This is a genomic window from Halococcus salifodinae DSM 8989 (assembly GCF_000336935.1).
Classification (GTDB): domain Archaea; phylum Halobacteriota; class Halobacteria; order Halobacteriales; family Halococcaceae; genus Halococcus; species Halococcus salifodinae.
On sequence record NZ_AOME01000013.1, the window covers coordinates 53,954 to 68,464 of the forward strand.

15 protein-coding genes and 2 pseudogenes are annotated in these 14,511 nt (G+C 67.3%); 12 read left to right on the forward strand and 5 right to left on the reverse strand.

Annotated elements, in window-relative coordinates:
• Positions 1 to 46 precede the first annotated feature (46 nt).
• The 9 genes from pth2 (at position 47) to C450_RS01640 (ending at position 6,032) form a co-directional block, all read left to right on the forward strand.
• Positions 47 to 385 (forward strand): peptidyl-tRNA hydrolase Pth2, encoded by a 339-nt coding sequence (pth2, locus tag C450_RS01600; RefSeq protein WP_005039188.1) that lies wholly within the window; start codon positions 47 to 49, stop codon positions 383 to 385.
• A gap of 467 nt (positions 386 to 852) precedes the next feature.
• Positions 853 to 2,277 carry a tRNA pseudouridine(13) synthase TruD gene (gene truD, locus C450_RS01605; RefSeq protein WP_005039192.1) on the forward strand — a complete coding sequence of 475 codons (1,425 nt, stop codon included), beginning with the start codon at positions 853 to 855 and terminating at the stop codon, positions 2,275 to 2,277.
• A gap of 39 nt (positions 2,278 to 2,316) precedes the next feature.
• Positions 2,317 to 3,042 carry a DUF2103 domain-containing protein gene (locus C450_RS01610; protein WP_005039194.1) on the forward strand — a complete coding sequence of 242 codons (726 nt, stop codon included), beginning with the start codon at positions 2,317 to 2,319 and terminating at the stop codon, positions 3,040 to 3,042.
• Between the two features lie 53 nt (positions 3,043 to 3,095).
• Positions 3,096 to 3,377 carry a 50S ribosomal protein L37ae gene (locus C450_RS01615; RefSeq protein WP_005039195.1) on the forward strand — a complete coding sequence of 94 codons (282 nt, stop codon included), beginning with the start codon at positions 3,096 to 3,098 and terminating at the stop codon, positions 3,375 to 3,377.
• Positions 3,374 to 3,508 carry a DNA-directed RNA polymerase subunit P gene (locus C450_RS01620; protein WP_005039198.1) on the forward strand — a complete coding sequence of 45 codons (135 nt, stop codon included), beginning with the start codon at positions 3,374 to 3,376 and terminating at the stop codon, positions 3,506 to 3,508. The genes C450_RS01615 and C450_RS01620 overlap by 4 nt, the downstream gene beginning before the upstream one ends.
• A complete protein-coding gene (locus C450_RS01625) occupies positions 3,508 to 3,777 on the forward strand; it encodes a KEOPS complex subunit Pcc1 (protein ID WP_005039201.1) in 270 nt (89 codons plus the stop codon). Before C450_RS01620 ends, C450_RS01625 begins: the two co-directional genes overlap by 1 nt.
• Before the next feature lie 85 nt (positions 3,778 to 3,862).
• On the forward strand, positions 3,863 to 5,218 hold the full coding sequence (locus C450_RS01630) for a TIGR00341 family protein (RefSeq protein WP_005039202.1): 1,356 nt from the start codon (positions 3,863 to 3,865) through the stop codon (positions 5,216 to 5,218).
• A gap of 163 nt (positions 5,219 to 5,381) precedes the next feature.
• Complete coding sequence (locus C450_RS01635) at positions 5,382 to 5,789, forward strand: prefoldin subunit beta (protein WP_005039204.1); 408 nt, start codon at positions 5,382 to 5,384, stop codon at positions 5,787 to 5,789.
• Positions 5,790 to 6,032, forward strand: a complete 243-nt coding sequence (locus C450_RS01640; RefSeq protein WP_005039206.1) for a DUF3194 domain-containing protein — start codon at positions 5,790 to 5,792, stop codon at positions 6,030 to 6,032.
• A gap of 331 nt (positions 6,033 to 6,363) precedes the next feature.
• Here C450_RS01640 and C450_RS01645 read toward each other — a convergent pair whose 3' ends face one another.
• Both C450_RS01645 and C450_RS01650 read right to left on the reverse strand, forming a co-directional pair.
• Complete coding sequence (locus C450_RS01645; protein WP_005039211.1) at positions 6,364 to 8,217, reverse strand: DUF2070 family protein; 1,854 nt, start codon at positions 8,215 to 8,217, stop codon at positions 6,364 to 6,366.
• A gap of 51 nt (positions 8,218 to 8,268) precedes the next feature.
• Positions 8,269 to 8,820 (reverse strand): GMP synthase subunit A, encoded by a 552-nt coding sequence (locus tag C450_RS01650; RefSeq protein WP_005039213.1) that lies wholly within the window; start codon positions 8,818 to 8,820, stop codon positions 8,269 to 8,271.
• 220 nt (positions 8,821 to 9,040) lie between these two features.
• Between C450_RS01650 and gdhB the strand changes: the two genes are divergently transcribed.
• A complete protein-coding gene (gene gdhB / locus C450_RS01655; protein WP_005039216.1) occupies positions 9,041 to 10,330 on the forward strand; it encodes a glutamate dehydrogenase GdhB in 1,290 nt (429 codons plus the stop codon).
• Between the two features lie 52 nt (positions 10,331 to 10,382).
• On the opposite strand, the gene C450_RS01660 is transcribed toward gdhB, so the two are convergent.
• The 3 genes and pseudogenes from C450_RS01660 to C450_RS23635 all read right to left on the reverse strand — a co-directional run.
• Positions 10,383 to 10,820, reverse strand: a complete 438-nt coding sequence (locus tag C450_RS01660; RefSeq protein WP_005039218.1) for a VOC family protein — start codon at positions 10,818 to 10,820, stop codon at positions 10,383 to 10,385.
• 110 nt (positions 10,821 to 10,930) lie between these two features.
• Positions 10,931 to 11,368, reverse strand: a pseudogene (locus C450_RS20515) (DUF7097 family protein); the annotation flags it as partial.
• A 156-nt stretch (positions 11,369 to 11,524) separates the two neighbouring features.
• Positions 11,525 to 11,659 (reverse strand): annotated as a pseudogene (locus C450_RS23635) (DUF7097 family protein); the annotation flags it as partial.
• Positions 11,660 to 11,995: 336 nt separating this feature from the next.
• Between C450_RS23635 and C450_RS01670 the strand changes: the two are divergent.
• Positions 11,996 to 13,501, forward strand: coding sequence for a (R)-citramalate synthase (locus C450_RS01670; RefSeq protein ID WP_049909782.1), 1,506 nt, complete (start codon positions 11,996 to 11,998; stop codon positions 13,499 to 13,501).
• A gap of 86 nt (positions 13,502 to 13,587) precedes the next feature.
• Positions 13,588 to 14,448 carry a 3-hydroxyacyl-CoA dehydrogenase family protein gene (locus tag C450_RS01675; RefSeq protein ID WP_005039228.1) on the forward strand — a complete coding sequence of 287 codons (861 nt, stop codon included), beginning with the start codon at positions 13,588 to 13,590 and terminating at the stop codon, positions 14,446 to 14,448.
• Positions 14,449 to 14,511: the final 63 nt, after the last annotated feature.

Genomic DNA, 14,511 nt, shown 5'->3' on the forward strand with positions numbered 1-14,511 from the left:
GCTATCGAGTAGTCAGCCCTATACCCGCAGCCACCCCGTCTCGGGTATGAAACAGGCCATCGTCGCGCGCACCGATCTGGGAATGGGAAAGGGGAAACTCGCCGCCCAGGTCGCCCACGCCTCGCTGTCGGCCTACGAGGACACCGGCTCGCGCACGCGAAACGAGTGGAAAGGCTCGGGACAGAAGAAAGTCGTTCTCAAAGGAGACGGCGAGCGGACGTTGTTCGAGCTCGCCGACCGGGCCGAGCGCAAGGGGCTGCCCCATGCCATCGTCCGCGATGCGGGCCACACACAGGTCGACCCCGGCACGGTGACCGCGCTCGCGGTCGGGCCGGGCAAGGAGAGCGTCGTCGATGGGGTCACGGGCGACCTCTCGCTATACTAACCCACCTTTTGCTGTCGTTCGGAAGGCGCTCCGCGCCTTCCGTGATGACGAGACGCCGAAGGCGTCTCGAACCACGCTCGTTCGCTCCCTCCGGTCGCTCACTCGCTGGCAAAATGTGGATCAAAAGCCCGCGTCACCCCCCTCGCTTCGCTCGGGGATTCCTCGGCCCGCTCGCTCACTCCGTTTGCTCGCGATACGAATCACATACTCTTCCGCTACCGCCCCGCGACAGCCACACACCTCCCCAACCGATTCCCTCGTTTCGCTCACTACGTTCATTTCGCTTGGTCATCCCTCGCGCGCTCTCCGGCCTTCGGCCGGATTCACCGCGCGCCACCGTCCTCCTCCCACACAATCGAGAGTTCGCACCGGCAAAACGGGCGACGGGCCGACCACAACGCACTTACTGGCACCCGTCGGAACGCGCGCCATGAGGAGGATTCACCGGTGTGGGTAGTGATCGATTGATGCGCGAGGCCCACCCCATCGAACGCGCGGTCGGCATCAGCCACTACGTCAGCGACGCCGATGGCACGGGTGGACGGCTCCGCACCCGGCCCGCGGATTTCCGGGTTCGCGAGATCGAGCGTGAGGGATTCGAGCCGATCGACGCCGACCCCGACGCGTACCCGCACGTCGTCTTCCGGGCGACCCTCCACAACTGGGACACCAACGACTTCGTCGGTGCGCTCTCGAATCGCCTGGAGAGCAGCCGTGAGCGTGTCTCGTGGGCAGGAACGAAAGACAAGCGTGCCGTGAGCACCCAGCTGTTCTCGGTCGATGGCGTCGACCGGGCGGCACTCGTCGATGCGGCGGCAGGCCTCGACGACGTCGACTGCACGATCGTCGGTCGATCGGGGCGTGCGCTCCGGTTCGGCGATCTCGCGGGCAACGCCTTCGAGATCGTCGTCCGCGACGCCGAAACCGAACCCGTGACAGCGATCACCGACGATCTTCGGGCGTTCGGTGGCGAAAACGACGGTGACGACGAAACGGGTTCCAACGGTGGCGTGACGGTCGGCGTCCCGAACTACTTCGGCCAACAGCGGTTCGGCTCGCTGCGGCCCGTGACACACGAGGTCGGCCTCGCGATCGTCCGGGGAGACTGGGCGGGGGCGGTGCTTGCCTACGTCGGCAACCCTCACTCGAACGAGCCGGACGACACCCGCGAGGCGCGGACGTTCGTCGAACGCGAGTTCCGAATCGACGACGAGGATGCGGAAGCCGGAACAACGACCCGTGTCCGCTCGGACGGCTGGGAAGTAGCGCTGGAGCGCCTCCCGAACCGACTCGGGTTCGAGCGCTCGATGGTCCACCGGCTGGTCGAGAACGGTGCACAGAGTCGAGAGGATTTCCGGGCGGCGATCGAGGCCGTCCCGAGCAACCTCCAGCGACTGTTCGTCAACGCCGCCCAGTCCTCGCTGTTCAACCGAATCCTCTCGGAGCGGCTCGCACGCGGCCTGCCGTTCGGCCGTGCGGTCGCGGGCGACGTCGTCTGCTTTGCCGATCCTGACGCGCCCGACGAACTCCGGGTTCCCGACCCGGATCGGAGCCAGCGCGCAACCGAAGACCGGGTCGATACCGTGAACCGCCACGCGGCGCGCGGCCGGGCGTTCGTCACCGCACCGCTCGTGGGGACCGAAACGGAGCTGGGCGATGGGGAGCCGGGGGAAATCGAGCGCGAGGTGCTCGACGAAGCCGGGATCGCGCCCGCCGATTTCGATCTCCCAGGGTCTTTTCACTCAACGGGGACTCGCCGGGCGGTGCTCGTCGAGTGTGATCTCGACATCGAACGCGATCCCCTCACCGTCGATTTCAGTCTGCCGAAGGGGTCGTACGCGACCGTGCTGCTCAGAGAGTATCTGAAGGTCGATCCCGTCGATCTCGGGTGAGAACGACCGGTTTATCCGCCGCGTCGCCGAATCCCGCGCATGGAGTGTGGCCGGTGTGGCGCGCGACTCGACCGAGCGGGCGACTTCTGTCTGACCTGTCGGACCGCGAGCGTCGACAGCGTGGTGCTTGACTGCGGACGCGAGCGCGCCACCGCCACCAGCCTCGCCGACGACGAGCGTGTCGGGACGTGGACGGTCACGACGGTTCCCGAAACGGGCGAAAACCGGCCGCGCGAACTCCGGAACTTCGCGGGACGGATCACCGACGAGATCCACCGCAAGCGCCCCGAGACCGTCTACGCGACCGGCGACCGCGAGGTGCTTCGTGCGGTGCGGGCGGGGCTTCACTACGACCTTCGACGGATCGCGGACCCGGGCGACGACCCGGTCGCGACCGTGATCGAGCGCGCGGACGAACCCACGCTCGCGGTGGTCGAGACGCCGCCGCGCGAGAAGCTCGGTGGAGCGCACTCGACGCTGGTCGGCGGCCGGACAGGTCGAGACGCGATCGGTGTCGCTGCCGATCACCCACACGTGAAGAAGGTGATCCCGGGACCGATCGACGCCGGCGGACGCGGGTCGCGGACGGGTGTTCGCGCGAAGGCGACCCGGGCCGATTCGACCGGCAACGTCCGCTTCCTCATCCGGGACGGATCGAGCGTGCAGGAGGTTCGGGTGGTGACGACCGCCGCCGACCGCGATCAGGGCGAGCGGGTGCGCGAGGACTTGAATCGTGGGCTCGCCGACGCCGACCTGCGAGAGTGACCACGGGAAGAACACGAAGGGTTTTACTCGCCCCTCGGCGTAGTGACGTCACCATGGGTAATCAGGAAGTCGGGAGTGCGGGCCGGTTCGGCGCACGCTACGGTCGCGTCTCGCGCCGACGCGTCGCCGAGATCGAGGCCGAGATGAACGACGATCACGGCTGTCCCGAGTGCGGCGAGGACGCCGTCGATCGAACCGATACGGGGATCTGGGAATGCGGCAAGTGTGGCCACACCTTCGCCGGCGGGGCCTACCGGCCCGAGACGCCCGGCGGGCAGACCGTCGAGCGCTCGATCCGGGCCGCACTCGCCGACGAGGGTGCAGACGACGAATGAGCTACAAGTGTTCGCGGTGCAAGCGCGACGTCGAACTCGACGACTACGGCGGTGTGCGGTGTCCGTACTGCGGCCACCGCGTCCTGCTGAAAGAGCGCAGCCGCGACGTCAAAGAGATCGACGTCGAGTAGTGACCGAGCGCCACGAGACCCTTCTCACGTTCGAGTACGACACCACCGCGCGAGCCACGACCGTCGCGGCGAGCCTCCGTCCCGAGATCGACGACATCGAGGGCGACCGCACGCGGGCCAGCCTCACGCGCGATGGAGGATCGGTTGAGATCACCATCGAGGCGGCGGATCTCGTCGCGCTCCGTGCCGGGCAGAACACGTGGCTGTCGCTGACGGGGGTCGCGGAGCGGTGTGCGGCGTTCGGCGATTCGCACCCGGACGGCGGGTGAACTGAACGGTACCATCGGGCACGACGAGGACCGACTGGCGACTCGGCGGGAGAGTGCTTATTCGTCCCTGTGCTGACGACAAGACATGCGATTCGTCAAGGTGTCCGTTCCGGCCGGAAAGCGTGCGGACGTGCTCGCTGCACTCGATGAGGCGGACGTCGACTACGCGATCGCCGACGAGTCGGACGACAGTGACTACGAAGCGGTCGTCTCGTTCCCGCTCCCACAGGACGCCGTCGAGCCGACGCTCGATCGCCTCCGTGCGGCCGGCGTCGCCGACGACGCCTGGACCGTCGTTCTCGACGCCCAAACCGTCGTTTCGGACCGTCTCGATCGACTCCGTGAGGATACCGACCGAGCCGCGCGGCAGGGCCGCATCGCCCGCGAGGAACTCAGGACGGCGGCCGCAGACCTCGCTCCAAAGCGCTCCGAGCGCTGGTCGTACGTGGCGATGACCGCCGTCAGCGCCATCGTCGCCGTCGTTGGCCTCCTCCAGAACTCGGCGGCCGTGGTGGTCGGATCGATGGTGATCGCGCCGCTGATCGGCCCGGCAATGGCCGCTTCCGTGGGCACGGTTATCGACGACCGCAAGCTGGCGACGCGGGGTGTCGGGTTGCAGGTCATCGGTCTCGGTCTCGCGGTCGTGAGTGCGGCGGTGTTCGCCGCGGTCGTTCGGTTCGTGGGGCTGATTCCACCGGGGACCGATATCACGTCGATACCCGAGATTCAGAGCCGTCTCGCGCCAGATTTTCTCTCGCTTGCGGTCGCGCTCGGGGCTGGCGTCGCCGGCGCGATCAGCCTCACGACGGGAGCCGGCGCAGCGCTCGTGGGCGTGATGATCGCGGTCGCGCTCATCCCGCCCGCCGCGACAGTGGGTATCGGTCTCGCGTGGGGCCAGCCGCTCGTGAGTCTCGGCTCGGGAGTGCTCGTCCTCGTGAACGTGCTCTCGATCAACCTCGCTGCACTGATCGTGCTCTGGGTCATCGGCTACCGACCGCAGGACGCGCTTCGACTGGAGGAAGTCAGAACCACACTCGTGCAGCGTGCTCGTGTCCTCGCACTCGCGCTCGTCGTCCTCTCGGTGTTTCTCGCCGGCGTTACGTATCTCACCTACCAGTCCTCGCAGTTCGAACAGCAGACCGAACGCGAGGTCCATGCAATGCTCGACGAACAGCCGTATCGGGACCTCACGCTGTTGGATGCCTCGATCGGATCGAGCGAAACGGCCATCGCGTTCGACGAGGCGGGCCTCGCTGCCGGAGGACCGATCAACGTCACCGTGACGGTCGACCGGCCACCGGGCAGCGATTATCCCGCGTTCGCCACGAGGTTGGACCGCCGACTCACGCGGAGCACCGGACGCAACGTGATCGTCGAGGCGCGATTCATCGACGCTGCCGGAACCGGCCCGACACGGTCGGCGAACGTCACCGGCTCGTGAGCGCACAGCGGCCTCGAACGATCGTTCCGCCAACGGGGCCGACCCGAGATCGGGAGATCGTATCGAGGCGACGAGATATCGGAAACATCGATCTCGCGCCGACGACGAAGCATCCCACGACGAGAAGCGGGGGTTTTTCCCTCCGGCCGCCGAGGTGACGGGTATGCAAGGTAACCTGCCGCCGGAAGCACAGGAGAAAATCGAGGAGCTTCAGGATCTCCAGGAGAGTGCCCAGCAGGTCGCGGCACAGAAACAGCAGGCCGAGACTCAGCTCACCGAGTCCCAGACCGCACTCGACGAGCTCGACGACATCGACAGCGCCACCACGATGTACCGCGAGGTCGGCGAGCTCCTGATCGAGACCGACTACGACGAGGCCGAGGAAGACCTCGACGACAAGGTCTCCAGCCTCGAAGTCCGCGTCGAGACGCTCCAGAAACAGGAAGAGCGCGTGCAGGAGCAGTTCGAGAGCCTCCAGAGCGAGCTTCAGCAGATGCTGAGCGGTGGCGGCGGTGGCGGTCCCGGCCCGGCGGGCGGCATGGGTCCCGGCGGTCCCGGTGCGGGCGGGTAGATGCCGACCGAAGACGAGGTGGTAACGACGGCCAGCGAGGCCGCCGAAGGCATGATCTTCTCGCGGTACAAGCGATCGGCAGTCCGTGATCTCGACATCACCGTGGGGTTCGAGGACGGTATTCTCGACATCGACATCTACCTCAATCCACCCGACGATGCAGAGCCCGATCCCGAAGCAGTCATCGAGAACGCGATCGTGGCGGCGGAGTCGGCAGTCGACGAGCTGTTCGCCGACGAGTGACGGATCGCGGTGCGGTTACGGCGCGGTAGCGGGTCGCGGCCCACGGTGCGTCGCGGTTTGCAGTACGGCGGTGCGGTGGCGGTTCCTGGCGTCTCGACGAACATCGTGAGCTGAGGCTCAAAAGAGCAAGCTCTCCTGGTGGATGAAGGGCGAGGGCGCGAGTGCAACGAGCGCCCGAGGGCTTCGGCGGTGCTGTGCGGTGGCGGTCGCGGTGCGGTGGCGGTCGCGGTGCGGAAAGCGCCAGTAGTTCTACCGCGAGCGCCTTCGGCGCTCGCGGGTGTTTTTCATGAACGTTTTTGCAAGNCACCCCCCCCCCCCGCAGTAAAAAGGTTCAGGCGACGAAAAAGAGGAGCACGCTCACCGCCATCAACGCGAGGACGAGGGCAGCGGCGAGCGCGCCGCCCATCCCGATCATCGCGTTGGCGTGGCTGGCGAGCGCCTCGGTCCGGTCGTTGCCGAACACCGTGACGCGGGCGCGCTCGGTCGCCATCCCGGCGGCGACGGGTTCGCGATCGTCGAGCGCGTCACCGACGAGGGTCTCGATCCGTGCCCTGAGTTCGTCGCGGTCGATCGCGCCGCCGACCTGGTTGGTCGAGTCGACGGTGTTCACGACGTGAGTGTCGGTGGTGAGCACCTCGGCGGTGTCCACAGGAAGGGAATCGACGATCGCATCGCGGAGGCCCGGTTCCATGTTGTTGCCGTCGATCAGCACGTAGGCGGTGGTGTCACCGCCGACGTCGAACACCGCGACACGGATGCCGAGCGGGCCGATGCCGTCAGTGGGCTCCCACGGCGTCTCGTCCCACGCGACCCCGAGTTCGAGGGTCGCTTGGGGTGCGTCGGTGAGATCGCTGGCGAGCCTCCCGGCGGCCTCCATCAGATCGAACGACCGCTGGCTGCCGGGAACCACGTGACCGAGATCAGGGCCGTCGAGCCCGTTGTTGGAGTTGTGCGCATCGGCGAGCATCACGTCGGCGAGCCCGCGTGAGCGTGCCTCCGCGGCCGTCGAGAGTCCCACGGAGTAGTCGATGTCGTCGGCGAATCCCGGGGCGTACGTCGCCACGAGCAGCGCGCTGTCACCGATGGCGTGGCCGGTCACGGTGGCCTCGCCGACGGTCGCGCGCCGACTCGGGGTCGCAGTCTCGGTGTACTCGATGCGCTCGTGGGCGCGCGAAACCGCGTCGAGCACCGTATCGACTTCGCGTTCGGTCACGAGGTTGAAGTCGTGGCCGGCGGTCGCGTGTGGCGGGAAACCGAGCCCGTCGGCGCTCTCGGCGACCCGCTCGGGGAGGTTGCCGCCACCGATCTCACCCATCGGTCCGGGATGGATCATCGGGAGGACGAACCGCGCTTTCTCGGTGCCGTCGGGCCGGCGGGCCGAAAGCACCGAGACGGGAACGATCGCCTCCTCGCCGAGCGACTCGAAGAACACCTCCAGCTCCCTCGTTCCCTCGGCGATGTGGCCGACGAACCCACGGAGGAAATCGAGGATGCTCACGCCGAGGCTCCGTCGCCACGGCCGGTCGATTGCGGCGACGAACACTCGGACGCCGACGGCGTAGAGGGCGCAGGTCAGCCCGAGCAGCGCGAAGTCGAGCGGTTCGACCGCCTGGAACTCCGCGGGGCCACGCGTCGGTCGGGAGAGAAACGAGCGCACCAGCGGGCCGCCGACCTCGACGAACCGCATCGTACCGCTGTAGACGAACACGAGGAGCGCGACCGTCGCGGTCTGGATGCTCGCGGGAACGCTCGCGGCGAGCAGCGATTTGCGCGAGATCGCCATCACGGCAAGCAATCGGAGCGCGAACACCGCCGCCAGCCCGATGGTCAGCGCGTCGAAGACGAACCCCTGACCGAGCGGCGTGAGCAGCGCGACGAGCCCCGCCACGACGAGCACGACGACGAGGAGGAGCTCGGACACGAGCGCGAGCAGGGAGGCACGGTTCGGCGTGAGCTGCCCACCGAGCCGGCGGTCGACCGGTGGTGTGAGCACCGCCGCCACGACGGTCGGGATGCCGATGAAGAACACCCCTTGCCACGCGTCTTCGAGAACGAACCGCGAGTCGAACGCCACGACGCCCGCGAGCGCGGCGACCACCAACGCGAACCCCAGACTCGCGTACCACCGCGGTGCGCGGAACACGTACCGCGAGAGCGCCGCGAGGTCGCCCTGCGTGGCCGTCATTGGCGGTGACACCACACGAGAGCAGGTAAAACCCCACTACTCGCCGGCAGGTTAGGACTCACAGATGGCGCGGAAGTTTGCGAAGACCGCCTCGCCCTCCGCGGTGTGGGCGACCTCGGGATGCCACTGGACGCCGTAGAGTCCGCGGTCGGGATCGCTCATCGACTCGATGTCACAGACGTCGCTTCTGCCCGTCCGGACGAACCCTTCGGGAAGTTCGACCACCTCGTCGGCGTGGCTCGCCCAGACCCGGGTTTCGGGCGCAAGCGATCCCACGAGCGGATCGTCGGCATCGTCGATGTCGACCGTGACGTCGGCGTAGCCACCGTAATCGCCGGCACCGACCGCTCCGTCGAGCTCGTCCGCGATGACCTGCATCCCCAGACAGATCCCGAGAACCGGGACACCGAGATCGAGGTACTCGTCACACCGACCGCTCTCGTCGATCGACGGACCGCCAGAGAGCACCAGCCCGTCGGCGTCGATCTCGTCAGGTGCGGTGGTGTTGTCGACGATCTCGGTCTCGACGCCGATGTCGCGCAACGCCCGGCCCTCGAGATGCGTGAACTGGCCGTGGTTGTCGACGACGACGATTCGTGTCATTGCTGGCTGTTGGTGAGAGTCGCCTAAAAGCCCCCTGAAACCGCCCGAACAAGGGGAACGATACGTCGTCCCGTGGTCCTAATATTGAACAGTATGCACAGGTATGTCGTAATAGCATCAGTATTATTAAGATGCAGCCCGTGAGCCGAGCCAATGCAGACTGCCGACAGCACCGCGGCGCGCACAGCAGCCGACAGCCACTGGCGAGGGAATCGCTGAAATGGCGGCAGCAACCGCCGAGACCGACGAGAGAGAGGACGAAGAGGAGCCCGAATCAGCGCGCGAGACCGCCGAACACCAGCTCGAACGCGCGGCCGCGCAGCTCGACATCGATCGGAACGTCGTCACCAGACTGTCGAACCCGACCCAGGTCCACCGGGTGTCGGTGCCGATGGAGCGCGACGACGGCACCGTCGAGGTCTTTACGGGCTACCGCGCCCAGCACGACAGCGTTCGCGGGCCCTACAAGGGCGGCCTTCGCTATCATCCCGGCGTCACCGACGAGGAGTGCGTCGGGCTCTCGATGTGGATGACGTGGAAGTGTGCGGTGATGGATCTCCCCTTCGGCGGCGCGAAAGGCGGAATCGTGGTCGACCCGAAGTCGCTCTCCGGCGACGAAAAGGAGCGACTCACCCGGCGGTTCGCCCAGGAACTCCGGAACGTCATCGGACCGACGCGGGACATCCCGGCCCCCGACATGGGCACCGACGCCGAGACGATGGCGTGGTTCATGGACGCCTACTCGATGCAGGAGGGCGAGACGATCCCCGGCGTCGTCACCGGCAAACCGCCCGTCGTCGGCGGGAGCTACGGTCGCGAGGAGGCCCCTGGCCAGAGCGTCGCGATCGTCGCGCGCGAGGTGTGCAAGTACTACGATCGACCGCTGGCCGAAACCACGATCGCAGTCCAAGGGTTCGGCAGCGTCGGCGCGAACGCCGCCCGCCAGCTCGACGACTGGGGAGCCTCGATCGTCGCGGTCTCGGACGTCAACGGGGCGATCTACGACCCCGACGGTCTCGACACCAGTGACGTGCGCTCGCACGAGGAACAGCCCGAGGCGGTCACCGGCTATCCAGGGGCCGAGGCGATCACGAACGCCGAACTCCTCGAACTCGATGTCGACGTGTTGATTCCGGCCGCGATCGGCAACGTCCTCACCGAGGCGAACGCCGGCGACGTCCAAGCCGACATCGTGGTCGAAGGCGCGAACGGCCCGACCACGACCGCGGCGGACGAGATTTTCGAGGAGCGGGAGATTCCGGTCGTTCCCGATATCCTCGCCAACGCCGGCGGCGTCACCGTCTCCTATTTCGAATGGCTCCAGGACATCAACCGTCGGGCGTGGTCGCTGGAGGAGGTCAACGAGGAGCTCGAAGCCGAGATGCTGACCGCGTGGGAGGACGTCCGCGCGGCGTTCGACGACCACGACGCGACGTGGCGCGACGCCGCCTACATCGTCGCGCTCCGCCGGCTTGCCGAGGCACACGAGGCGCGCGGCCTCTGGCCCTGAAAGCGGATTTCACCGTTTCGGTCGCTCGCCGTCCCGCCCGCTCATCGAGTTCTCAGAGCGCCGTCGGATCGAACGGTTCGTTCATTCCCTGCCACTCGGTGCGGTCGTTCTCCGCACGGGTGTCGCGGTAGGCTTCGAGCCCGTTACCGTCGGGATCGTCGAAGTACAGCGCCTCGCTGATGCCGTGATCGATCGGATCGACCCGGACGCCGCGCTCGTCGAGCGTTTCGTAGATCCGCTTGAGTGCCTCGCGGCTCTCGGCCTCGAACGCAGCATGGTAGAGACCGATATCCGATTCCGTCCCGGCGGCGTCGGAGCCGACTTCCTGGAGGGCGACGTCGTGGTGATGGTCGCCGAAGGTGAGGAACGCGAACGGGCCGTGGCGATCGCTCACGTCGAGGTCGAACACGTCGGTGTAGAACGCGACCGCGCGCTCGACGTCACGGACCTTGAGATGGACATGGCCGAGGTGGGGTGTCGAACGACTCATGCGCGTTCGTGGTACGGGATAGAAGTAAGGGCTCTGGCGTGCTCAGTCGGTGGAATCGAGTCGTCACAGCTGCGTCACGGATCCCGGTATCGATTCAGCGGTCGTCCGGTTCACTCGTCGTCGTACCGGTCAGCCGCCGACGAGAAGCCGAATTCGTCCTGCTCGCGACTCCGCCGTCCCTCACGTGCGGCGATCGCCTCAGGATCGGGACTGGCGTCGTCACCGAGCCGCGCCCACGAGTTGTGGATCTTGGCGTGACACCACCGGCAGAGGGAGACCGTGATCTCGTGGCTCGGTTCGTCGTCTGTACCATCGCTGTTACGATTTTCGCCGTCGCTGGTGTCGGCGTACGAGAGGTGGTGTTCTTCGAGCAGCGGCCGTTCGTCGGAGTGGGTCATCCGGCGTTCGTCGATTCCACACCGCGCGCACTCCCGGGAGTGGTTTCGCGCCCGGAAATGGGGGCAGTCCGGCCAGTCCCAGTCGCCGGCGGGATCGGCCGCCGGACAACGGAAGTCGTCGGCTCGGCGCTTGGCGGCGAACCCGGGATCTCCGTCTCGCGGGTGGTTCGAGAGACGGCCGGGCTGTCTCTCGTCATCCCGAAAGGCTCCGCCTTTCGGACGACGTCGCCCGTTCGCGGGTCGTTCCTCCCCGCTCACCCCGGGGCGCTCGCTTCGCTCGCGCCCCGCCCTGCTCGACCGTTTCGCGTCCCTCCGGGACGCGCTTTCGGCGTGTTCGAGGGCGTACCGACACCGGCCGTCGTCGGTGAGGTGGTCGCATCGCTCGACGAACGAGTAGGGGTCATCGACGCCGACCGACGTGCCGGCGGGCGTCTTTTTCATGTCCGTTTTGCGTCTCGGAGGGGTTTGAGTACATCGCTACATCGGATACTCATGGGTTTTGTTGCGACGGCCGACTCGTCCACGACGAATCCTGACGCAACTGAGAACCGTAGGCCACACCCTCCCCAGCCGATTCGCTCAGTCATTTCGCTCCTTCGCTCATCCCTCGCACGAGTCGCGCCGCGCTCCGCTCCCGCGCGCCACCGCAACCATACCGCGACCAGAGCGGAGGACACGATAGTCGGCCACAGTTCGACTCGCCCGGACAGCAACATCTGTCGGAAGGCACCCCTTTAAGAGTCTACCGCGCGGCGGTGCGAGTGGCTATCATGACCAGTGACCGATTTATTCGGGGGCCTCCCCGAAACCACTCCGCTCTCCGACGCTGACGTACAGTTTCTCGATACCACGCTCCGCGACGGCGAACAAGCCCCAGGGGTGTCCCTCGCGCCCGACGAGAAGGTCGACATCGCGCGGCAGCTCGATCGGGCCGGCGTGTCGGTCATCGAGGCCGGCAGCGCCTGCACCGGTGCGGGCGAGCGCGAGGCGATCTCGCGGGTAACAGGAGAAAACCTCGACGCCCGAGTGACGAGTTTCTGCCGCGGGATCCGCCGCGATGTCGATCTCGCGCTCGACTGCGATGTCGACGGGATCAACCTCGTCGTGCCCGCGAGCGACCGCCACATCGAGGGAAAAGTCGACTCGACTCGCGAGGACGTGCTCGCGGACGCGGTCGAGCTCGTCGAGTACGCCCGCGATCACGGCCTCTGGGTCGAACTCCTCGGCGAGGACGGCTCCCGCGCCGACATCGACTTCCTCTCGCGGCTCGCCCGTGCGGGGTTCGATGCCGGCGCGGATCGGGTGTGTTACTGTGATACCGTCGGGCACGCGACGCCCGAGCGCACGGTCGAGGTGGTTTCGACCCTCGCCGAGTGCGGTCCGACGAGCACCCACACCCACGACGATCTCGGGCTGGGGGTGACGAACGCGCTCGCGAGCGTGGCGGCCGGCGCGGATCTCGTCCACGCGACCGTCAACGGGGTCGGCGAGCGTGCGGGCAACGTCGCTCTGGAGGAGGTTGCGATCGCGCTCGCGCATGGGTACGGGGTCGAGACCGTCGATACCACCCTCCTCTACGACCTCGCCCGCACCGTCGCCGACGCCACAGGAATCGCGCTCGCACCCAACAAGGCGGTCGTGGGCGAGAACGCGTTCACCCACGAGTCGGGCATCCACACCGACGGCACCCTCAAAGACGAGGCGATGTACGAGCCCTATCCACCCGAGACGGTGGGCCGCGAGCGCCGGCTCGCCCTCGGCAAACACGCCGGCCGCGCGGGCGTCGAAGCGGCGCTCGAAGAACACGATGTCGACGTAACTGCCGACGAACTCGCCGCAATCACCGACCGCGTGACGGATCTCGGCGAGGACAAGCGCGTGACCGACGCCGACGTGCTCGCACTCGCGGAATCGGTCCAAGGCCGCGAGCGCGAGCGCCGGGTCGAACTCCTCGATCTCACGGCCGCGAGCGGCAGCGGGACGCCGACCGCGAGCGTCAGACTCAGGATCAACGGCGACGAGCGCACCGCGAGCGGCACCGGCAGCGGCCCCGTCGACGCCGCGGTGGGGGCCGTCCGCGAGGCGCTCGGGCCCGGCGGTGACGCGACGCTCGACTCCTATCACGTCGACGCGATCACCGGTGGCACCGACGCGGTCGTCACGGTCGAAGTCGAGATGAGCCGTGACGCACAGTCAGTATCGGTCGCCGCGAGCGACGCCGACATCACTCGCGCGAGCGTCGAGGCGATGGTCGAGGCGCTCGACCGACTGCACGCCGCGTAGCGCGCGGAGCCCGGGGTTCGTCTCGTCTCCTCCGGGTGCAGGCGACGGTCCAGCAGGCTTACGAGCGGGCCGCCCGGAGCGGGGATATGCGCGAACTCGATTCCGTCGAGCGGGTGGGCGTCGTGGGCGCGGGGACGATGGGCAACGGCATCGCTCAGGTCGCCGCCACCGCCGGGTACGACGTGGTGATGCGCGACATCGAACAGGAGTTCGTCGAGAAGGGGTTCGACGCGATCGACAGCAGTCTCGATCGGCTCGTCGACGGCGAGAAGCTGTCCGACGACGGGGCGACGGCGACCCGCGAGCGCATCACGGGCACCACGGAGCTCGACGATCTCGCCGACTGTGATCTCGTGATCGAGGCCGCAGTCGAGGAGATGGCAATCAAACAGGACATCTTCACCGATCTCGACGAGACGGTGCCCGACGACGTGGTGCTCGCGACCAACACCAGCACGCTCTCGGTCACATCGATCGCGAGCGCGACCGATCGGCAGGAACTCGTCGTCGGCGTCCACTTCATGAACCCCGTCCCGGTGATGGACGGCGTCGAGGTCGTCGTCGGCGAGCGCACGGGTGAGAAGACGACCAAACTGGCCCACGACTTCGCCGAGGAGTTGGACAAGGAGACGTGGGAGTCCGACGACAAGCCGGGCTTCGTCTCGAATCGCATCCTGATGCCGTGGATCAACGAGGGAGTCCGAACTCTCGACGAGGGTGTCGCGACGAAGGAGGACATCGACCGCGGGATGAAACTCGGGACGAACGTGCCGATGGGCCCTTTGGAGCTCGCCGATCACATCGGTCTCGACATCTGTCTCGACGCCACCGAGACGCTCCACGAGGAGTTGGGCGATCGCTACACGCCGGCGTACCTTCTGAAACGAAAGGTCGAGGCGGGCAACCTCGGCAAGAAGACGGGCCGCGGGTTCTACGAGTACGAGTAGCCCGCCGAGAGCGACAGCCGCCGTTCGATGGAGTCGGCTGCGCAGTCGTTGGCTAGGTCGTCG

What these genes read in the sequence shown, in the direction of transcription:
- pth2 (WP_005039188.1), top strand. Translation starts at nt 47, where the DNA reads ATGAAACAGGCCATCGTCGCGCGCACCGATCTGGGAATGGGAAAGGGG.
- truD (WP_005039192.1), top strand. Translation starts at nt 853, where the DNA reads ATGCGCGAGGCCCACCCCATCGAACGCGCGGTCGGCATCAGCCACTAC.
- C450_RS01610 (WP_005039194.1), top strand. Translation starts at nt 2,317, where the DNA reads ATGGAGTGTGGCCGGTGTGGCGCGCGACTCGACCGAGCGGGCGACTTC.
- C450_RS01615 (WP_005039195.1), top strand. Translation starts at nt 3,096, where the DNA reads ATGGGTAATCAGGAAGTCGGGAGTGCGGGCCGGTTCGGCGCACGCTAC.
- C450_RS01620 (WP_005039198.1), top strand. Translation starts at nt 3,374, where the DNA reads ATGAGCTACAAGTGTTCGCGGTGCAAGCGCGACGTCGAACTCGACGAC.
- C450_RS01630 (WP_005039202.1), top strand. Translation starts at nt 3,863, where the DNA reads ATGCGATTCGTCAAGGTGTCCGTTCCGGCCGGAAAGCGTGCGGACGTG.
- C450_RS01635 (WP_005039204.1), top strand. Translation starts at nt 5,382, where the DNA reads ATGCAAGGTAACCTGCCGCCGGAAGCACAGGAGAAAATCGAGGAGCTT.
- C450_RS01640 (WP_005039206.1), top strand. Translation starts at nt 5,790, where the DNA reads ATGCCGACCGAAGACGAGGTGGTAACGACGGCCAGCGAGGCCGCCGAA.
- C450_RS01645 (WP_005039211.1), bottom strand. Translation starts at nt 8,217, where the DNA reads ATGACGGCCACGCAGGGCGACCTCGCGGCGCTCTCGCGGTACGTGTTC.
- C450_RS01650 (WP_005039213.1), bottom strand. Translation starts at nt 8,820, where the DNA reads ATGACACGAATCGTCGTCGTCGACAACCACGGCCAGTTCACGCATCTC.
- gdhB (WP_005039216.1), top strand. Translation starts at nt 9,041, where the DNA reads ATGGCGGCAGCAACCGCCGAGACCGACGAGAGAGAGGACGAAGAGGAG.
- C450_RS01660 (WP_005039218.1), bottom strand. Translation starts at nt 10,820, where the DNA reads ATGAGTCGTTCGACACCCCACCTCGGCCATGTCCATCTCAAGGTCCGT.
- C450_RS01675 (WP_005039228.1), top strand. Translation starts at nt 13,588, where the DNA reads ATGCGCGAACTCGATTCCGTCGAGCGGGTGGGCGTCGTGGGCGCGGGG.